The 17,889-nt window shown below is 64.7% G+C and carries 17 protein-coding genes; 7 read left to right on the top strand and 10 right to left on the bottom strand.

The window, feature by feature from the left end; genetic code table 11:
• Positions 1 to 37: 37 nt before the first annotated feature.
• Positions 38 to 379, top strand: a complete 342-nt coding sequence (locus JQ621_RS22300; protein WP_212236822.1) for a DUF1236 domain-containing protein — start codon at positions 38 to 40, stop codon at positions 377 to 379.
• Between the two features lie 340 nt (positions 380 to 719).
• Positions 720 to 2,177, top strand: coding sequence for a sensor histidine kinase (locus JQ621_RS22295; RefSeq protein ID WP_212236867.1), 1,458 nt, complete (start codon positions 720 to 722; stop codon positions 2,175 to 2,177).
• A gap of 114 nt (positions 2,178 to 2,291) precedes the next feature.
• On the opposite strand, the gene JQ621_RS22290 is transcribed toward JQ621_RS22295, so the two are convergent.
• Entirely contained in the window at positions 2,292 to 3,023 is a 732-nt protein-coding gene (locus tag JQ621_RS22290; RefSeq protein WP_212236821.1) for a cytochrome c biogenesis CcdA family protein, read from the bottom strand.
• 208 nt (positions 3,024 to 3,231) lie between these two features.
• A complete protein-coding gene (locus JQ621_RS22285) occupies positions 3,232 to 3,498 on the bottom strand; it encodes a hypothetical protein (RefSeq protein WP_212236820.1) in 267 nt (88 codons plus the stop codon).
• Positions 3,499 to 4,014: 516 nt separating this feature from the next.
• Between JQ621_RS22285 and JQ621_RS22280 the strand changes: the two genes are divergently transcribed.
• From JQ621_RS22280 to JQ621_RS22260, 5 genes are all read left to right on the top strand, one after another.
• Positions 4,015 to 5,064: a LysR family transcriptional regulator gene (locus JQ621_RS22280; RefSeq protein WP_212236819.1), complete on the top strand. Its 1,050-nt coding sequence runs from the start codon at positions 4,015 to 4,017 to the stop codon at positions 5,062 to 5,064.
• 29 nt (positions 5,065 to 5,093) lie between these two features.
• On the top strand, positions 5,094 to 5,465 hold the full coding sequence (locus JQ621_RS22275) for a helix-turn-helix domain-containing protein (RefSeq protein ID WP_164938811.1): 372 nt from the start codon (positions 5,094 to 5,096) through the stop codon (positions 5,463 to 5,465).
• Positions 5,466 to 5,924: 459 nt separating this feature from the next.
• On the top strand, positions 5,925 to 7,289 hold the full coding sequence (locus JQ621_RS22270; protein WP_212236818.1) for a L,D-transpeptidase family protein: 1,365 nt from the start codon (positions 5,925 to 5,927) through the stop codon (positions 7,287 to 7,289).
• A gap of 122 nt (positions 7,290 to 7,411) precedes the next feature.
• On the top strand, positions 7,412 to 8,227 hold the full coding sequence (locus JQ621_RS22265) for an enoyl-CoA hydratase (RefSeq protein WP_212236817.1): 816 nt from the start codon (positions 7,412 to 7,414) through the stop codon (positions 8,225 to 8,227).
• Positions 8,228 to 8,564: 337 nt separating this feature from the next.
• Positions 8,565 to 8,852 (top strand): hypothetical protein, encoded by a 288-nt coding sequence (locus tag JQ621_RS22260; protein ID WP_212236816.1) that lies wholly within the window; start codon positions 8,565 to 8,567, stop codon positions 8,850 to 8,852.
• A 41-nt stretch (positions 8,853 to 8,893) separates the two neighbouring features.
• Here the strand turns inward: JQ621_RS22260 and JQ621_RS22255 are convergent, their stop codons facing one another.
• From JQ621_RS22255 to JQ621_RS22220, 8 genes are all read right to left on the bottom strand, one after another.
• The gene (locus tag JQ621_RS22255; protein WP_212236815.1) at positions 8,894 to 9,973 is read right to left on the bottom strand and encodes an isocitrate/isopropylmalate dehydrogenase family protein; all 1,080 of its coding nucleotides are present in this window, start codon (positions 9,971 to 9,973) and stop codon (positions 8,894 to 8,896) included.
• 125 nt (positions 9,974 to 10,098) lie between these two features.
• A complete protein-coding gene (locus JQ621_RS22250; RefSeq protein WP_212236814.1) occupies positions 10,099 to 11,166 on the bottom strand; it encodes an alcohol dehydrogenase in 1,068 nt (355 codons plus the stop codon).
• A gap of 79 nt (positions 11,167 to 11,245) precedes the next feature.
• Entirely contained in the window at positions 11,246 to 12,217 is a 972-nt protein-coding gene (locus JQ621_RS22245) for an ABC transporter ATP-binding protein (RefSeq protein WP_212236813.1), read from the bottom strand.
• Positions 12,214 to 13,206, bottom strand: coding sequence for an ABC transporter ATP-binding protein (locus JQ621_RS22240; RefSeq protein WP_212236812.1), 993 nt, complete (start codon positions 13,204 to 13,206; stop codon positions 12,214 to 12,216). Before JQ621_RS22240 ends, JQ621_RS22245 begins: the two co-directional genes overlap by 4 nt.
• Complete coding sequence (locus JQ621_RS22235; protein ID WP_212236811.1) at positions 13,203 to 14,072, bottom strand: ABC transporter permease; 870 nt, start codon at positions 14,070 to 14,072, stop codon at positions 13,203 to 13,205. The genes JQ621_RS22240 and JQ621_RS22235 overlap by 4 nt, the downstream gene beginning before the upstream one ends.
• Positions 14,059 to 15,009 (bottom strand): ABC transporter permease, encoded by a 951-nt coding sequence (locus JQ621_RS22230; protein WP_212236810.1) that lies wholly within the window; start codon positions 15,007 to 15,009, stop codon positions 14,059 to 14,061. Before JQ621_RS22230 ends, JQ621_RS22235 begins: the two co-directional genes overlap by 14 nt.
• Before the next feature lie 7 nt (positions 15,010 to 15,016).
• Complete coding sequence (locus JQ621_RS22225) at positions 15,017 to 16,561, bottom strand: ABC transporter substrate-binding protein (protein WP_212236809.1); 1,545 nt, start codon at positions 16,559 to 16,561, stop codon at positions 15,017 to 15,019.
• A gap of 127 nt (positions 16,562 to 16,688) precedes the next feature.
• Complete coding sequence (locus JQ621_RS22220; protein ID WP_212236808.1) at positions 16,689 to 17,885, bottom strand: CaiB/BaiF CoA transferase family protein; 1,197 nt, start codon at positions 17,883 to 17,885, stop codon at positions 16,689 to 16,691.
• Positions 17,886 to 17,889: the final 4 nt, after the last annotated feature.

Genomic DNA, 17,889 nt, shown 5'->3' with positions numbered 1-17,889 from the left:
AGATGTTGGTGCGGCGCTTATTCACGAGGAGGACCACATGAAGAAGCTATTCCTGCTTTCCGCGGCGGCGATGATCTCGACCGGCGCGTTCGCGCAATCGACCGTGGTGACAACGACCGGAACCGGTCATGCCGCGGCGATCCAGATCGAACCGCAATACCGGACGCGGATCAAAACATACGTGACCGAGCATCACCTGCGGCCGGTGACGACAAAGGAGAAGATCGTCGTGGGCGCGACGGTTCCGACGGATGTCGAACTCGAGGCGGTTCCGGCCGATTGGGGTCCGTCGCTTACGCACTATCGCTACGTCTACTCCGGCGAGCGCGTGATGCTGGTCGATCCCGGCACACGGACGGTCGTGCAGGAAATCGACTAAGGCGTCATGAACGGGCGGCCGCCGCGAGCGGTGGCCGCCCCAGGAGTTGATCACATGACACCGAATCGAGAAGCCCGGATTGCCGGGCTCAGCCTGGCCGCCGTGTACGCGGTGTGCCTGCTGCTCACCGCAATCAGCATGAGCTGAAGCGTCTGTGACTGCGCTGCAAAAAGTCCCGCTTGGCCCGCTCGCCGATTACGAAAATCGTGGCGCCGCGCAAATCCTGCCCGTATGGTTCCCTGCAAAATCATAATCCGGCGCAAATGCGCTGGAATCGGGACGCCAGCGTTTGTCAAAGCTCTCCCTGCCGGTCCGGCTCGCTCTCCTGGTCACGGGAACGATGTTACCGCTGATCGTCTTCGCGGTCGGCATCGCATTCTACAATTACAAGCAGGACCGCAGCGACGCGACCCGCCGCGTGCTTGAGAACGTGCGCAGCATGCGCCTGGTGCTGGACTCCGAGGTGCAGCGGATGACCGGCGGCCTGCAGGTGCTGGCGCTGACGAATTCGCTGCGCAACGACGACTTCGTCGGTTTTCGCCGCATCGCGCTCGGCTTCCTCGATCAATATGGCAAGGGCGGCCTGGTGCTCGTCTCCGACCGCAAGGGACGCATTCTGTTTTCGTCCGCGACGGAAGATGCGGCGAGCCTGCCGCCACGCGGCAATATGGCGATTGTTGAGAAATTGTTCGCGACCAAGGCGCCGCAATATTCCGACCTGTTCAACGGCATCTACAACCGTCGGCAGGTTCTCACCGTCGAGGTTCCCGTGATCCGCGACGGCGAAGTGATCTACGACCTCTGCTTCAGCCCGCCGATCGGTATCTTCCAGAGCCTCGTCGAGAAGCAGCGACCCGACCCGGAATGGACGGTCTCATTGCTCGACACCACGGGCACCGTGTTCGCCCGCGTGCCAAATCCGAGTGAGACCTTTGGCAAGCGCGCGTCACCCTCGCTCTACACCGAGATGTTTCGCAGCAGCGAGGCTACGCTCTCATCGGTCTCACTCGACGGCATTCCACTTGCATCCGCCTATACGCGATCGCATCTGACCGGCTGGACGGTCGCTGCCGGCGTTCCGGAAAGCTCGCTGATCGCTCCGCTTTGGGGCAACATCGCGATCACCAGCCTGATCGGCGGCGTGCTGCTGCTGATCGGCCTCACCTTCGCGGTCAGGATGGCCACCACGATCGCGCGCGGTGAAATGCTGCATAATCTTTTGATCGAGGAGCTCAACCACCGCGTCAAAAACACGCTGGCCTTGATGCAGGCGATCGCGGTGCAAACCTTCCGCAGCGCCAGCCGCGACGAGCGGACCAAGTTCGAGGGGCGTCTCGGCGCGCTTGCCGAAGCGCACAATCTCCTCAGCCAGGAGAAATGGGCCGGCTCGGAGCTGAGGGACGTGATCGCGCGTGCGCTGCAGCCGTTCCTGCTGACAAGTCCCGATCGCATCCGGATGGCCGGCCCTGCCGTGCCGCTGTCGCCACGGCTCGCGGTCGTGCTGTCGATGATCGTGCACGAGATCGCAACCAACGCCGCGAAATACGGTGCGCTGTCCAACGAGACCGGGCGCGTCACGCTCGAATGGGACGTGATTGCCGACGCACCGAAGCCGCGGCTGCGACTGGTCTGGACCGAGATCGGCGGCCCATTGGTGACAGCGCCCGTGCAGCGCGGCTTCGGCTCGCGCCTGATCGAGCGCAGCGCACGTGATCAGCTTGGCGGTGAGGCGACGGTGGACTTTCTGCCGCGCGGCGTTGTCTGCACGGTGATTTGCGCGCTGGATGACCCGCGGTGAACCGAGGACGTGGGCTCGTCGGCCTGGCTGCCTTGGCGATCACGACAGCCCGGGACCCCCCCTGGGGCCGGACTTCATGGCAGCCTGCGCGCTATAGGCCGTGCGAGCGTAAGTTTAGCCGATGGTCTGCAAGGCCGGGAAGGTCTCCAGCAACCAGATGCTGACATTGGAGACCGCGCCCGTGAGGAAGCCGATGCCGGTGATCACCATCAGAACGCCCATGGCGCGCTCGACATTGACGAGGTGGCCCTTCATGCGTGCGAAAAGTCTTGTGAACTGCTCGATCATCAGGGCCGCGATCAGGAAGGGAATGCCAAGGCCCGCGGAATAGACCGCGAGCAGCCCCGCGCCTTTCGTCACCGTTGCCTCAGCCGCGGCGATCGAGAGGATCGCCGCCAGGATCGGGCCGATGCAGGGTGTCCAGCCGAACGCGAATGCCAGCCCCATCACATAGGCGCCCCAGAGGCCGACAGGTTTTGGCGCTGTCAGGCGCCCCTCGCGCATCAACAGGCCGATCCGCGTCAGACCAAGGAAGTGCAGGCCCATGATGATGATGACGATGCCGGCCAGGATCGACAGCTCAGCCGACCAGGCGCGGATCAGGGAGCCGACCAGCGAGGCGCTGGCGCCGAGCGCCACAAACACCGTGGAGAAGCCGAGCACGAACAGCAGCGCCGCCATCGTGATCGCGCGCTTGGAGGCCGTGTCGGGCTCGTCGCTCTCGACATGCTCGATCGTGGCGCCCGTGAGATAGATCAGATAGGGGGGAACCAGCGGCAGAACGCAGGGCGAGAGGAAGCTGACGAGGCCGGCAATCAGCGCCGCCGTAATCGAAACATTTTGCATGATGCAGTCGGAGCCATCCCGGGCCCCCGGGCTGCGCGCGGGGACTGCGCACATGACGAGGGCCGAACCGGCTCTGGTGTAGCCGATGCCGGGGAATGCGCAACAGAGGCGCGATCAAACCAGGGCTCCTCCCGATGCCGCCTGTGATCACAGATGCGGCATCGGGACGCGCACAAAGCTCGCCAAAAAGCGAGATCAGGCGGCGCGGCTACTTCACCACGCGGAGCAGCGGACGCCGGGGCTGGTCCTGCGTCTGCTTGGAGGGGGGCAGCGGCTCGCCGGCAGCGCTCCGCAGCATTTCGTCGCACAGCGCCTTGAGGTCGGCACTGTCGATTCCCTTGAGCTTCATCCTGACATCGAGGATGACGATCGAGAGCAGCTCAGCCGATTCACGGTTGTTGCTCTCGTTGAGAACCTTGCGGCACTCCTCGAGCGTCTCGAGCACCGACTGCAATTGTTCGTCTGAATACGACACCGGAGTTCTTTCCGTTAGTTCGGGCTGCGAGACGTGCTTGAAAAGATACCCTCGGCCCCGAAACAGAGCGAAGGATAGCACGAGGAGACTGAGCCCTCGAAGACGATTTCAATGTGTTTCTGTGTCGAAACCGCAATTCCGGACGGCACCGCTCCGCGGCGCAAGCCGGAACTGTCAAAACCAAAATGCCTGAACCGATCCGATTGAGACCAACGCGCTTGAGACCAATGCGCGTGATCCATTCGCGCTTGACCCGTTCCAGGCGCGCGCGCGACATCTCGCGCGTCAACTTGCTGTCCACCTGGACCCTGCAATCCCGCAGCCATGGTAGGGCTCGCAACGGAACGCACGTGTACCCCTCTTCCAGGCAAAAACTCGCCCGATTCCCGACCCTTAGCACACTCAAATACCACCTCGGCCGCGGTAAGTATGACGTTCAAAACTCACCGTTCCCCAACCCGCCGTGGTTGTGGTTTGCGCTAGATTCTGCCAGTTTACCGGCCCGAAGGGACTTGTATGCACTCCTTGGCGGAAAGGGGCGTTCCACTGGAGGAACGCCTAAAGACAAATATCAGCGGCCTCTCCGATTGGGACGCGGCCCGCATTTTCTTGGAAGTCGTTCGATGCGGCAGTTTCCGCTCGGCGGCTGAACGCTTGTCCCTGTCGATCAACGCTGTCCGCCGCCGGATCGATGATTTTGAACGCCAGACCGGCACCACCCTGTTTACCCGCGACGTCCACGGCACCCATCTGACCGATGAGGGCGCGCTGGTGGTCTCCGCTGTCGAGCGCATGGAGGCCGCCGCCTTCGACGTCTTGCGCACCAGCGATTCGACCGCCAATGCCCTCACCGGCGAGGTGCGTGTCGCGGTCACGGAAGGATTGGGCACGTTCTGGCTCGCCCCGCGGCTGGTGGAATTCCAGCAGACCTATCCGAACGTGCTGGTCGATTTGCACTGCGCGATGCGCTCGGCCGACGTCAGCAGGCACGAGGCCGACGTCGCCATCCATCTGTCGCGTCCGTCGGCACTCGACGTCAAGCTGGTGCGGCTCGGCCGTATGCACCTGATGTTCTGGGCTTCCAAGAGCTATGTCGAGAAATATGGCGCGCCGCGCTCGGCTGCCGAGTTGATCAAGCACCGCCTGGTGCTGCAATTCGCCGACCAGATCGCCGCCAAGGAAACCTTTGAGAGCTTCTTCCCGGGCGTTCCGGAACGTGACCTTCTGGTCATGAAGACCAACGTCTCAAGCGCCAACTACTGGGCGGTCGCGAACGGCGCCGGCATCGGCGTCTTCCCGAGCTATGCCATTGCGCTTGGCGGGAAGTTGATTCCACTGGAGGTCGAGTTGAACCGACCGCTGGATATCTGGTTGTCCTACCACCCCGGTAGCGGCCGGATTCCCCGCGTGCGGCACATGATTGACTGGCTGATCGAGGCTTTCAATCCGGCTCGCTTCCCGTGGTTTAAGGAAGAATTCGTGCATCCGCATGAATTCAAGGACTCGTATATGGGCGAACCCCTGACCCAGCTCTTCGGGGGATTTTCAACCGAAGAACAAAGGTGAAAACGAAGATGAAAGCAGCGGCGAAGAGAATGAAGCAGCGCAGTGCCGGCAAGCCGGACATCGAGCTTGGCAAGCGCATCCGTCTGCGGCGCGTCGAGATGAAGATCTCGCAGGCCGAGCTCGGAGAAAAGCTCGGCGTCAGCTTCCAGCAGGTCCAGAAATACGAGAAGGGCGTCAATCGTGTCGGCGCGGCTCGGCTTCAGCAGATCGCCTCCGCCCTCGATGTGCCCGTGACCTTCTTCTATGACGGCGACAACAAGGCCCGCGAAGTCGAAAGCCTGCTGTTCTTGGACTCGGCTTTCAGCCTCCGCCTGCTGCGCGCTTACAGCAAGATCAAGGATCAGACGGTGCAGCGTCAGCTCGTCTCGCTGATGGAATCGATCGCAGCGAACGAAGACTGAGCCAGTCGAGGGTCCGGCCTTCACGGCCGATGTTCAATCCGCCGCGTCGCGGGGGCGCGGCTGGATTGGGCGGGGCTTGATTCGGCAAGGCTTGATTGGGCAACGCATGTTTGGTCAAGGCTTCGCCAGCCAGAATTGCCGGGATCAGATCTGGCCTGCGCGCCCTATGCGCACGGCCATTGTGTCTTGGGGCGGCCAAGCCGCCCCTTTTTCTTTGCCCATTTGCTGCGTTCGAGCGCGATCGATCGCGATTTTCGCGAACCCCGCCCAGCCTTGCTGCGACCAAACCGAGAGCCTTGGCGCCGGCGCGTCGCGGGATCGCTGCGGCATGCTTAGCAGGACCGTAACCCTGTTACCCTAGCGTCCCGCCGATTTGAGCGAATCGGCACGCGCAGCTTGGGTGGCCGGGAATTGCCAATGCGAGCGCCCGTTCGGGCCTATTTGGGGAAAACCAGACAGATGTCGAAACGCCATGCCGTGATCGTTGCCATGAATCTGTTCGCAGCGGGCCTCTTGGCCAGCGCCTCCGCATTGGCGCAGTCCGAGACCACCGGCCAGGCCGGTCCCAAACCTGCCGCCCCTTCCGGTGCGGTGCCGACGGCCGCCAACCCGGCTCACGCCGCAGCCCCCAAGACCGCCATCGCTGCCCCTATTTCAACCGCCGAGAGCCGCTCCGCCGCAGCGCTCGCGCTGACACATGAGCCGACCTATGACGAGGGCACCGCCCAGCGGATCAAGGATGCGGCGCTGAGCTATTCGGATCTCGCGGTGCGCGGCGGCTGGCCGACGATCCCCGCGGACGCCAAGTTTGCGCTCGGCGTCCAGGGCGCCAATGACGATCTCCTCCGCAAGCGCCTGATCCTCACCGGTGACCTTGCCGCCGACAAGGCGAGCGGCGCGTTCGACCAGGATCTGGCCGACGGCGTGAAGCGCTTCCAGGCCCGCCACGGTCTTGCGCCCACCGGCATGATGACGCCGCGCACGCTCGCCGCCATGAACGTCTCCGTGCAGAAGCGCATCCGCCAGCTCGAGGCCTCGCTCGAACGGCTCGAGAACACGAATTTCAGCTTCGGCCCGCGCTATGTCGTGGTCAACATCCCGGCCGCCTTTGCCGAGGCAGTCGAGAACGACGTCGTGGTGCGGCGTTATCGCGTCATCGTCGGCAAAACGGAAAAGCCCTCGCCGACGCTGACGGCCCAGATCACCGGCGTCGTGCTCAATCCGACGTGGACCGTGCCCTCCTCGATCGCCAAGACCGAGATCTCCGCGCATATGCGCAAGGACCCGACCTATCTGTCGCGCATGCACATGGAGGTGCTGGACGCCCACGACAATCCGATCGATCCGCATTCCGTCGACTGGTCGGGCACGCACACGCCGAACTTCACCGTGCGCCAGCAGAACGGCAGCTTCAACGCCCTCGGCGCGGTGAAGATCGACATGCCGAATTCCTATTCGGTCTACATGCACGATACCAACCAGCGCAACCTGTTCAGCGACGATTACCGCTTCGATTCCCACGGCTGCTCCCGCGTCGACAATGTGCGCGATCTCGCCGCCTGGCTGCTCAAGGACCAGCCGAAATGGACCCGCGCCGCGATCGACGCGGAGATCGCTACCGGCCAGCACCAGGAGGTCGCCATGGCCAAGAAGGTGCCGGTGGCCTGGATCTATCTCACGGCCTGGATGACCAAGGACCAGACCGTCCAGTTCCGCAACGACGTCTATAACCAGGACGAGCAATTGCTCGAGGCGACCGCCGAGGAAGCTGCGTTCTTCAGCAATGCCGGCAGCCATCCGCTGACCGCGCATATGGCGCAGTAGGACAGCGCGCCAGGCATGCAATCGCGGTACGGGCGGATGCAAGACCGCATCCCCCGCCGCGGTTGACCCGGGGCTTCACCCGGTCGCACATTGCGCCTCGCCAAACGACAAGCGAGCGCGCGATGCCTGATCTGTCCCAAGAGACTCCCTACGCCGACGGCAAGATCCTCAAGCAGGTCACCGACGGCGTCGGCGTGATCACCTTCAACAATCCCGACAAGCGCAACGCGATGTCGCTGGAGATGTGGGAGGGATTTGGCGAAGCACTGACCGCCTTGCGCGACGACGATTTGGTGCGCGTCGTGATCCTGCGCGGCGCCGGCGGCAAGGCATTCGTCTCGGGCGCCGATATCAGCCAGTTCGAAAAGACGCGCCACAACGCGGCGGCTTCAGAGGAATACGGCAAGCGCAGCGCCGCCCAGCGCGCACTGCTCGCCGATTACCCGAAGCCGACGATTGCCTGCATCCAGGGCTTCTGTCTCGGCGGCGGCATGCAGGTCGCGATGCTCGCCGACATCCGTATCGCTGCGCATGACAGCCAGTTCGGCATTCCAGCGGCGAAGCTCGGCATCGCCTATGGCTATGACGGGTTGAAGCATCTGGTGTCGCTGGTCGGTCCGTCCTGGGCGCGGCTGTTGATGTACACGGGCATGCGTATCGATTCCACCGAGGCGCTGCGCATCGGCCTCGTCGACCGCGTGATCCCGGACGACCAGCTCTGGGGCGAGACGATGGGAATCGCCACCACGATCTCGCAGAACGCGCCGCTCGCCATCAAGGCCGCGAAGATCACCATCGCAGAGGTGCTCAAAGACGAGAGCGCGCGCGACATGAACGCGATCAAGGCGATCGGCACCGCCTGCATGGACAGTGCGGATTTCCGCGAGGGCCGGCAGGCCTTCATGGAAAAGCGCAAGCCGCAATTCCAGGGGAAGTAGCCCTGGCGTTCTCTCGCGCCAGCAGAAAGCTCGAAAACAACCCCATGCACAGTAGAAATCACTCAACAATTTGGCCCGGGGGTGGCCCGAGCCGTGCGGCGACGGGGTTATTCACATGACGGGCTCGCCCTTGGAGTCGTTGCTCCGGCCCCCTCGCCCGGAAACGATCCACCATTTCGGCCTGCGATGGGGATGCCTGCTTGACCGAGCGCCGCGGAGGCGACGCCGCCGCTGCCGTGAACACCTGTTCAGGAAGATTAAATTCCTCGTCGCCCTGCGCTGCGTAGCAACCAATTGATCCGGCGCAAGTTCTCCCGCGACCAACGAGGAGATTGCGATGAAACTCAAATTTGCTGTTCTTGGTCTGGCTGCGCTCGGCAGCGCGGCGCTGGCGTCGGGACAGGCGCTCGCGGCGATGCCGAACGGCATTCCGCAGGCCGACCAGGTCGCAAGCGGCCCGGCCGCGCATGTCGACCAGGTGCGGATGGTCTGCAATGCCTGGGGCCGCTGTTGGTGGCGCCCGAACTATTACGGCGCCTATGGCTATTATGGCGGTCCGCGCCGCTTCTACGGTTACGGCCCACGACCGTGGGGCTGGGGCCATCGCCACTGGCGCCGCTGGTAAGTGACGAAGGGGCCGCGAGGCCCCTTTTTCTGTGCGCGTCGTCAGAGCGCGCCAAGCACCGCCTTGGTGATGTCCGCCGTGCCGCTGCTGCCGCCGAACTCCATCGGCTTGAGCCCGCCGGCATAGACCTGATCGACCGCGCGCTCGATCTGTTCGCAGGCTTCCGCGGCGCTCTCGACGCCGTGCTTGTCGGCGAGCCAGTCCAGCATCATTGCCGCCGACAGGATCATGCCGGTGGGGTTGGCCTTGCCCTGTCCCGTGATGTCGGGGGCGGTGCCGTGGCACGGCTGGAACACCGCATATTTGTCGCCGATGTCGGCCGACGGCGCCATGCCGAGGCCGCCGATCAGGCTCGCGGTGATGTCGGAGACGATGTCGCCGAACATGTTCTCCATCACCATCACGTCGAAATCCCAGGGGCGCTTGACCAGCATCGCCGAGCAGGCATCGACATAGAGATGATCGATCTTCACATCAGGATGACGCTTGGCGGTCTCGTCAAAGATCCGGCGGAAGAAGGCGAACGCCTTGAACACATTCGCCTTGTCGACGCAGGCAAGCGACCCCGGCTTGCCGCGCGCCTTGCGCCGTTCGGCGAGACGGAAGGAGAACTCGAACAACCGTTCCGAGGTCTTGCGCGTGATGACCAGCGTCTCGCGCGCGTCTTCATCCGTGACGACGCCCTTGCCCATCGAGGCGAACAAGCCCTCGGTGGATTCGCGGATCACGACGAGGTCGATGCCGCGCTGGTCGGCACCGACGATCGGGCTCGGCACGCCCGGAATGAGCCGCGCCGGCCGCACGCCGGCGTAGAGATCGAAAATGAATCGCAGCTCGATCTGCGGCGCGATCTCCGTGTTGTCGGGGTAGCGCACCGACGGCAGGCCGCAGGCCCCCAACAGGATGGCGTCGGCCTCCTCGCAGAGCTTGATGGTGCTGTCAGGCATCGACTTGCCGGTCGCCAGGTAATTGTTGGCGCCCGCGGGCGCCTCGGTGAAGCGGAAACGCAAGTCCGATTTCGCCTCGATCTTGCGCAGCACGTCGAGCGCCGGCGCCATGACTTCGGGACCAATGCCGTCACCGGCGAGCACGGCGATGTGGAAGGCGTTATTTGCGGACATTCTTTCCTACTCTCTCCACGTCATGCCCGGGCTTGTCCCGGGCATCCACGCCTCGATACCAACTCCGTGGCAAGATTTGGATGGCCAGGTCAAGCCCGGCCATGACGACAAACCAACAATCGTTGCTACGGCGTCAGCACCGTGCGCCCGATCACCGCACCCTGCTGCAACTGCACCAGAGCGTCGTTGGCCTTGCTGAGCGGCGCCTTTGTCACCGGAATCGGCGGTATCTTCTTCGCGCGCACGAGATCGAGCAATTCCTGCGTCTCGCGCAGATTGCCGACATAGCTGCCCTGGATCGTCACCGCCTTGATCGGGATCAGCGGCAAGGCCCAGGTCGCGCCGCCGCCAAACAGGCCGACGATGACGAGCTTGCCGCCCTTGGTGAGGCAGTCGAAGCCGAGCTGCGTCGTTGCGGCATTGCCGACGAAATCGATCACGGCGCGGATCGGACCACCCGCCTTCTTGGCGAGCTGCTCCAGCGCATCCGGTGCCTTGGGATCGACGGTCGCGAGCGCGCCGGCCTTCTCGGCGGCCTCGCGCTTTCGCGCATCGATGTCGACCATGATCGCGCCCTTGCCGCCCATCGCCTTGAGCAGCGACAGCGCCATCAGGCCAAGGCCGCCGGCGCCGAACATCACGATCGGCTCGCCGAAGTGCTGCTCGACCTTCTTCAATGCACTGTAGGTGGTGACGCCCGAGCAGGCGTAAGGTGCAGTCGTCGCCGGGTCGAGCCCCCTGAGATTGAGCAGATAGCGCGGATGCGGCACCAGCATGTGATCGGAATAGCCGCCGTCGCAATAGACGCCGAGCGAGCGCGGGGTCAGGCACATGTTCTCGTCACCGGCAAGGCAGGTGGGGCATTTGCCGCAGCCGATCCAGGGATAGACCAGGCCGACGTCGCCGAGCTTGAGGTCGCCCTGGTCGCCCGGCTTCACGTCAGGACCGAAGGCGACAACCTCGCCGACGGTCTCGTGGCCCATGGTCAGCGGCAGATTGATGCCGCGGTCCTTGAGCGACAGCGGCTTGCGTCCGTGGCCGAGATCGTAACCGCCTTCCCAGATGTGGAGATCGCTGTGACAGACGCCGGCGGCCTTGACCTTGATCAGCACCTGCGTGCCCGTGGGCTGCGGCGTCGCCTCGTCGAACTCCTGCAGCGGCGCCTTGAAATCGGCGACCTTGAAACTCTTCATGGCGTCCTCCCCGCATGCTTTTCGTCTCGCCACCATGCCATGGGCGGCGGGGCGAGACAAACCCAGGCGCTGTCTTAAGTCAGCACAGCGGATGGTGACAAGCCGCGAACTGGCCGGGTGCGACTTCGCGCAACTCCGGCATCTCCGCGCTGCATCGCTGGTCGGCGCGCGGGCAGCGGGTGCGAAAGCGGCAGCCGGATGGCGGCGCAATCGGCGATGGCGGCTCGCCGATCGCCACGCTCTCGGCGGGACGCACGTCCGGATCAGGCACGGGGATCGCCTCCAGCAGCAGCCCGGTATAGGGATGCGCAGGCTTTGCGAACAGTCGCTCGGAGGGGCCGACCTCGCAGAGCCGACCGAGATACATCACCGCGACACGGTCGCTGACCGCTTTGACGACGGCGAGGTCGTGCGCGATGAACAGCAGCGTCAGGCCGAAGCGCGCCTTCATCTCCTCCAGCAGATTGAGGATCTGCGCGCGAATGGAGACGTCGAGCGCCGAGACCGGCTCGTCGCAGACGATGAACTCCGGATTGAGCACCAGCGACCGCGCGATGCAGATGCGCTGGCACTGGCCGCCGGAGAATTCGTGCGGCAACCGGCCCGCCACGAGATCCGGATCGAGCCCGACCGCCAACAGCACCTCGTGAACGCGCCGTTTGCGCTCGGCGGCATCCCTGACGCCGGCGATGATCAGCGGCTCGGCCACGATGTCGCCGATCCGCCGGCGCGGATTGAGTGAGGCGATCGGGTCCTGGAAGATCAGCTGCACGCGGCGCCGCATTTTTCGCAGCGCCTCGCCCTCCATCGCGGTGAGGTCCTCGCCGTCGAACAGCACGCGGCCACTCTTTGCGCGGCGCAATTGCAGCACGGCCCGCCCCAGCGTCGACTTGCCGCAGCCGGACTCGCCGACCAGCCCCAGCGTCTCGCCGCGGGCGACGTGAAGGCTGACGCCCGAGACGGCGTGAACGGTCCTGTTGCCGAGACCATATTCGACGACGAGATTATCGACGCTCAACAGCGGCTGTTCCCGCGCGGCCGGCTGCGTCATGCACCAATTCCTTCCGCCATCTGGATCGGATGGAAGCAGGCATAGAGATGCCCTGATGTCTCGGCGGCTTTCAGCTCGGGCTTGGCTTCGCGGCATCGCGCTGCGGCATAGCGACAGCGCGGCGCGAAGGAGCAGCCCCTCAGCGGCCGCGTCGGATCGGGCGGACGGCCGGAGATGGCCGGCAGCGGCGTATGCGGCGCGGTCTCCAGCTTCGGGATCGCCGCCAGCAGCGCCTCGGTGTAGGGCATGTGCATGCGCTTGAACAGCGCCTGCGTCGGGGCGCGTTCCACCACCCTGCCCGCATACATCACCGCGACCTCGTCGGCGCGGCCGGCGACGACGCCGAGATCGTGGGTGATGATGATCATCGCCATGTGCCGGCGGCGTTGCTCGCGAGCGAGCAGGTCGAGGATCTGCGCCTGGATGGTGACGTCGAGCGCGGTGGTCGGTTCGTCCGCGATCAGCAGTTTTGGCTCGCACGACAGCGCGATCGCGATCGCGATGCGCTGGCGCATGCCGCCGGAACATTGATGTGGATATTGCGCGAGCCGATGCTCCGGCGCCGGAATGCCGACAGCGGCGAGCAGCTCGATGCTGCGCTTCCGCGCGGCCGGCGCGTCGAGCTCGAGGTGCTCCTGGATTGTTTCCATCAGCTGAGTGCCGATCGTGAGCACCGGATTGAGCGACGTCATGGGATCCTGGAACACGACTGCGAGCTCTCGTGCGCGCAGGCGCCGCAGGCTCTCGGGTGCGAGCCGGGCCAGATCCTGGCCGCCGAACATCACGCGTCCCGAGAGTTTCGCCTTCTTCGGCAGCAACTGAAGGACGGCGCGCGAGAGCATGGTCTTGCCGCAACCGGATTCGCCGACGATGCCGAGCGTACGGCCCGGCGCCAGCGACAGGTCGACATGATCCACCGCGCGCAAGTTTCCGCGCGGCGTTGGCAGCTCGACGGTGACGTCCTCGATGCTCAGAAGGGGCGCGCTCACAGCGCCCCCTGACGCGGGTCGGTCAGCGCCCGCATGGTGTCGCCGACGAGGTTGAATGCCAGCACGGTCAGGAACAGCCCTGCCGCCGGCAGGAAGGCGAGCCGCGGCGCGACGTCGAGGCTGTCTCGCCCCTCCCCGATCATGCTGCCCCAGCTCGCCACCGGCGGCGGCACGCCGAGCCCGAGGAATGACAACGCGCCTTCGACCACGATGGTGACGGCGACGCCGAGCAGGAAGAAGGCGAGCAGCGGCAGGATCACGTTGGGCAAGAGCTCGCGCAGCAGGATACGCGCGTGGCTGGCGCCCAGGGCTTCGGCCGCGATCACGAACTCACGCCGCGCCAGCGACAGCGTCGCCGCGCGCGACACCCGCATGAAGGCAGGAATGCCGAGCACGCCCAGGATCATGGTGAGGTTGGGTATGGACTGGCCGAGATAGGCCGTCACTGCGAGCGCGAAGATCAGCGGCGGAAAGGCCAGCAGCACATCCATGCTGCCGACCATCAGCGTCTCGAACCGGCCACGGAAATAGCCGGCGAGCAGGCCCAGCGCACCGCCGATGCCAAGGCCGATCAGCGGAGCGATCAATCCAACTGTCAGTGAGACGCGCGCGCCAAAAATCAGCCGGGCGAGCTCGTCGCGGCCAAGGCCGTCGGTGCCGAGCCAGTGCTCCCCAGAGAACGCGGCGCGACGCTCCAGCATGTCCATGTCGACGGGGTTCTGCAGCGGCAGCAACGGCGCGAGGATCGCGAGCGACAGGATGACGGCAAGCCAGGCGCTCGCGATCCAGAACAGCACCCCGAGCTTGCGCCTGCCCCTTGCCGGCGCCGGCACTTCCTCCTGCATCGAAAGCTCAAGCGTGGCCATGGCGAATCCTCGGATCGAGCACGGCGTAGAGCATGTCGACGATGAAGTTCACGATGACGAAGCCGCAGGCGACGAGCAGAACCACGCCCTGGAGGATGATGAGGTCGCGGGTGTAGATCGCGCCGACCAGCAGCCGGCCGATGCCCGGCAGCGCAAAGATCGATTCCACGATCAGCGTGCCGCCAAGCAGGCGGCCGATATTGATGCCCGTGACCGTCACCAGCGTCAGCGACGAGGGTTTGAGCGCATGCACGAACAGGATGCGCGAAGGCTTTAACCCCTTGGCCTTGGCGAGCGCGATGTAGTCTTCCTGCAGGGTCGCGATCATGTCGGAGCGCAGCACGCGCATGATGCCCGGCCATTCGGCGAGAGCCAGCGTCAGCGCCGGCAGCACGAAGAAACGCAGATTGGCGAGCGGCTCCTCGGTGAACGGCACGTAGCCGGTCGCCGGCAGCCAGCGCAGTTCGACCGCGAACAGATAGATCAGCAGGATCGCCACCAGAAAGGACGGCATCGACAGCATTGCAAAAGCGCTGCCGGTCATGAAACGGTCGAACGCGCCACCGGCGCGGGCGGCACAGGCGATCGCAATCGGCACGCCAATCAGGAGCCCGATGAATTCGGCCATCAGCATCAGCTGGAGCGAGACCGGAAACCGCTCGCCGACCGCCTGCAGCACCGTCTGTCCGGTGCGGAACGAACGGCCAAGATCGCCCTGCATGACATGGCCAAGCCAGCTCAAGTAACGCCACCACAGCGGCTGGTCGAGCCCCATGTCATGGCGGAGCGCGGCGACATTCTCGGGCGTTGCCTGATCGCCAAGAATGACGAAGGCGAGATCGCCAGGGAGCAGCGAGGCGATCAGGAAGGTGAGCAGCGAGACGGCAAGCAGCACCGGCAGCATGCCGAGCAGCCGCCGCACGACCAGGATCAGCATCGCGCGGTCATTCCAGCCAGGTGGTCGAGACGTCGATCACGCCGTTGTAGATTTTCGGGAAGCCTTTCAGCCTTGCACTCGACAGCGCATAATAGGTGTTCTGGAAGGTCCAGAACCAGATCGCCTCCTTGTTGAGCAGCCGGCTGATCGCGCAATAGTCCTCGGTGCGCTGGCCAACGTCGGCTGTCACGCGCGAATGGTCGAGCAGCTTGTCGAGCTCCGGATTGGAGAAGCCGGCGAGCGCGAGCGCGCTGCCGCTGCGGAAGTTGGCATACATCTGCGGATCGGGGTCGGCGAGATCGACGATGCGCCACGGCGTCAGCTGAAACTGGCGCGAGAAGGCGCGCGAGGGAATCGTCGCCTGGTCGACCTGGTCGATCTCCATGTTGGCGCCGACCCGCTTCCAGAACTGCTGGAGCACCTGGCCGATCATGCGGCCGCGCGGCGTCGCCGTCACCAGCATCTTGAACTCGACCGGCTTGCCGTAGTCCTTGATCAGCGCCTTGGCTTTCTCGACGTCGAACGGCAGTGCGCCGTCGTCCTTGCACTTGACCCAGGAGCCGTCGCCGTAGGGGTTGGTGGCGGGCCGGCTGAGCCCATTGCTGATCGCCTGCGACATCTTGGGACGGTCGATCGCCATCACCAGCGCCTGGCGCACGCGGACGTCGTCGAACGGCGCCACCTTGGTGTTGAAGGCATAGACCGCGGCACCCGAGCCCTTATAGGTGTGCACGGTGAGCTTGGGGTCCTTTTGCGCCTTCAAAATGTTGTCCGCGTCGTTCTCGTCGTCCCAGATGATGTCGACCTCGCCCGATTGCAGCGAGGCGAAGCGCGACTGCGCGTCGGGCAACGGCTTCAGGACGATGCGGTCGAGATAGGGACGGCCCTTGTCCCAATAGTCCGGGTTCTTCTCCAGGACCATGCGGTCGCCGGCGGTCCACGACTTCAGGATATAGGGGCCGGTGCCGACAGGATTGCGGTTATAGTCGTCGCCCTTGGTCTTCCAGGCGGTCGGCGAATGCACGACGTTGTTCTGGCTCTGGATGCTGATGATCGCCGGCAGGTTCACGGACGGATCAGTCAGGTTATACACGATTGTGTCGTCATCAGGCGCCAGCACTTCCTTGACGGTGGTGATGTAGAAGGCGCAACGGCATTTGTTGGCAGGATCCTTCTGCCGATCGAAGTTTTCCTTGAAGGCCTGCGCATTGAACGGCGTGCCGTCGTGGAATTTCACGCCCTGGCGCAGCTTGAAGGTCCAGCTCTTGTAGTCGTCGGAATGCGTCCAGGACACCGCGAGCTTGGGCGCGGCCTCGCCCTTGTCGTCGAGCGTCGTGAGCGTGTCGAAGATCGCAGCCGCGGCAGTGAAGGTCGAGGTGTCGTAGACGCCGACCTTGAGCGGATCGAAGCCGGGAATGTCGAGTTCCTGTCCGACGGTGATGCTGCCGCCCGACTTCTGGGCCTGCGCTGGCGCGGCCAACGGAAGGAGTGCAAATGCCGCGACAAGGAAAATCGGCGCGCGCTTGCACGCCGCGGCAGCAATCTTCGTCATGGTTCCTCCCGGGATCCTCGTCCGATGTTTCGGATCGCTGATGACTCGGGCGAGCTTGGCGGCAAATGCCCGCCACGGCAAGAGGAACACACCGGGTTCGATGCCGCATCCATGCGGCGTGACGTCCTCAGCTGGTCGCGGCTGTTTTGCCTGACGGAATTGGCGCCGCATTGCCAAGGCCTATCTCCTCGCGCAGTTCGCGCGTGTGCTCGCCAAGTTCGGCCATGCTCCCGCCCGGCGTCGTGTCGGCGCCCGTCATCCGGAAGGGCAGATTGAGCACCCGGAACGAGCCGCCTCCATCCTGCACCGACGAGAGCGCCTGCCGGTGCGCAAGCTGCGGATCATCGAGAGCTTCCCTGATCGTGCGATAGGCCGAGGCCGGCACGCCAGCTGCGCTGAGGGCGACAAGACATGCGTCGGTCGTCAGCCGCCTCGACCAGGTCTCGACGCCGTCCATCATCTCGGCCCAGTTTTCGCGCCGCGGGGCGTAGGAGGAAAAGCGCGGATCGGCGACCCATTCGGGGCGGCCGATCACGCCCATCAAGGCCTGGAACGTCTTCTCGCTCGCGACGGTGATCATGACATAGCCGTTGGCGGTCTCGGTCGGGCCGAACATCGGACGCGGCGGCGGCTTCACCGCGAATTGCGAGCTCTGCAATTCGATCACCGTCAGCGTCAGCATCGATTCCAGCATGGAGACGTCGATGTGCTGGCCGAGCCCGGTGACGGTGCGCTGATAGAGCGCGGATGCGATCGCGCCGAAGCCGTAGGTGCCGGTGACGACGTCGGCATGATAGATGCCGCAATAGTCCGGACGGTTACGACCCGGCTGATGGGCGAGATGCGCCATGTCGTAGCCCGAGGCCGCATGGATCACCGGTGCGTAGGCCGGCAGCTCGGCCGAGGGACCCGTCTGGCCGTAGCCCGAGATCGAGCAGTAGATCAGCCTCTCGTTGACCGGGCGCAGGCTGGCGTAGTCGAGCCGCAACCGGCGCATCACGCCCGGACGAAAATTCTCGACCAGGATGTCTGCGGTCGCGGCCAGGCGGCGGACCGCCTCCCTGCCGTCCTCGGACTTGAGGTCGAGCACCACGCTCTTCTTGCCGACATTGAGCTGGCCGAACACCGTGCTGCAGCCGTTGCGCAGCGGCGGCCGCGTCCGCATCGTCTCGCCCTCGTCGCTCTCGATCTTGATGACCTCGGCGCCCATGTCGGCCAGCATCCGCGCGCAATGCGGGCCGGCGATGGTGGTCGAAAAATCCAGGACCCTGAGGCCGGCGAAGGCTTTTGTCGTCGTCCCCTCATGCTTATCTGATAGCTGCATGCTG

It is taken from the genome of Bradyrhizobium manausense, assembly GCF_018129685.1.
In the GTDB taxonomy this organism is placed as follows: domain Bacteria; phylum Pseudomonadota; class Alphaproteobacteria; order Rhizobiales; family Xanthobacteraceae; genus Bradyrhizobium; species Bradyrhizobium manausense_D.
This window is presented reverse-complemented; position numbering and strand designations above follow the sequence as displayed.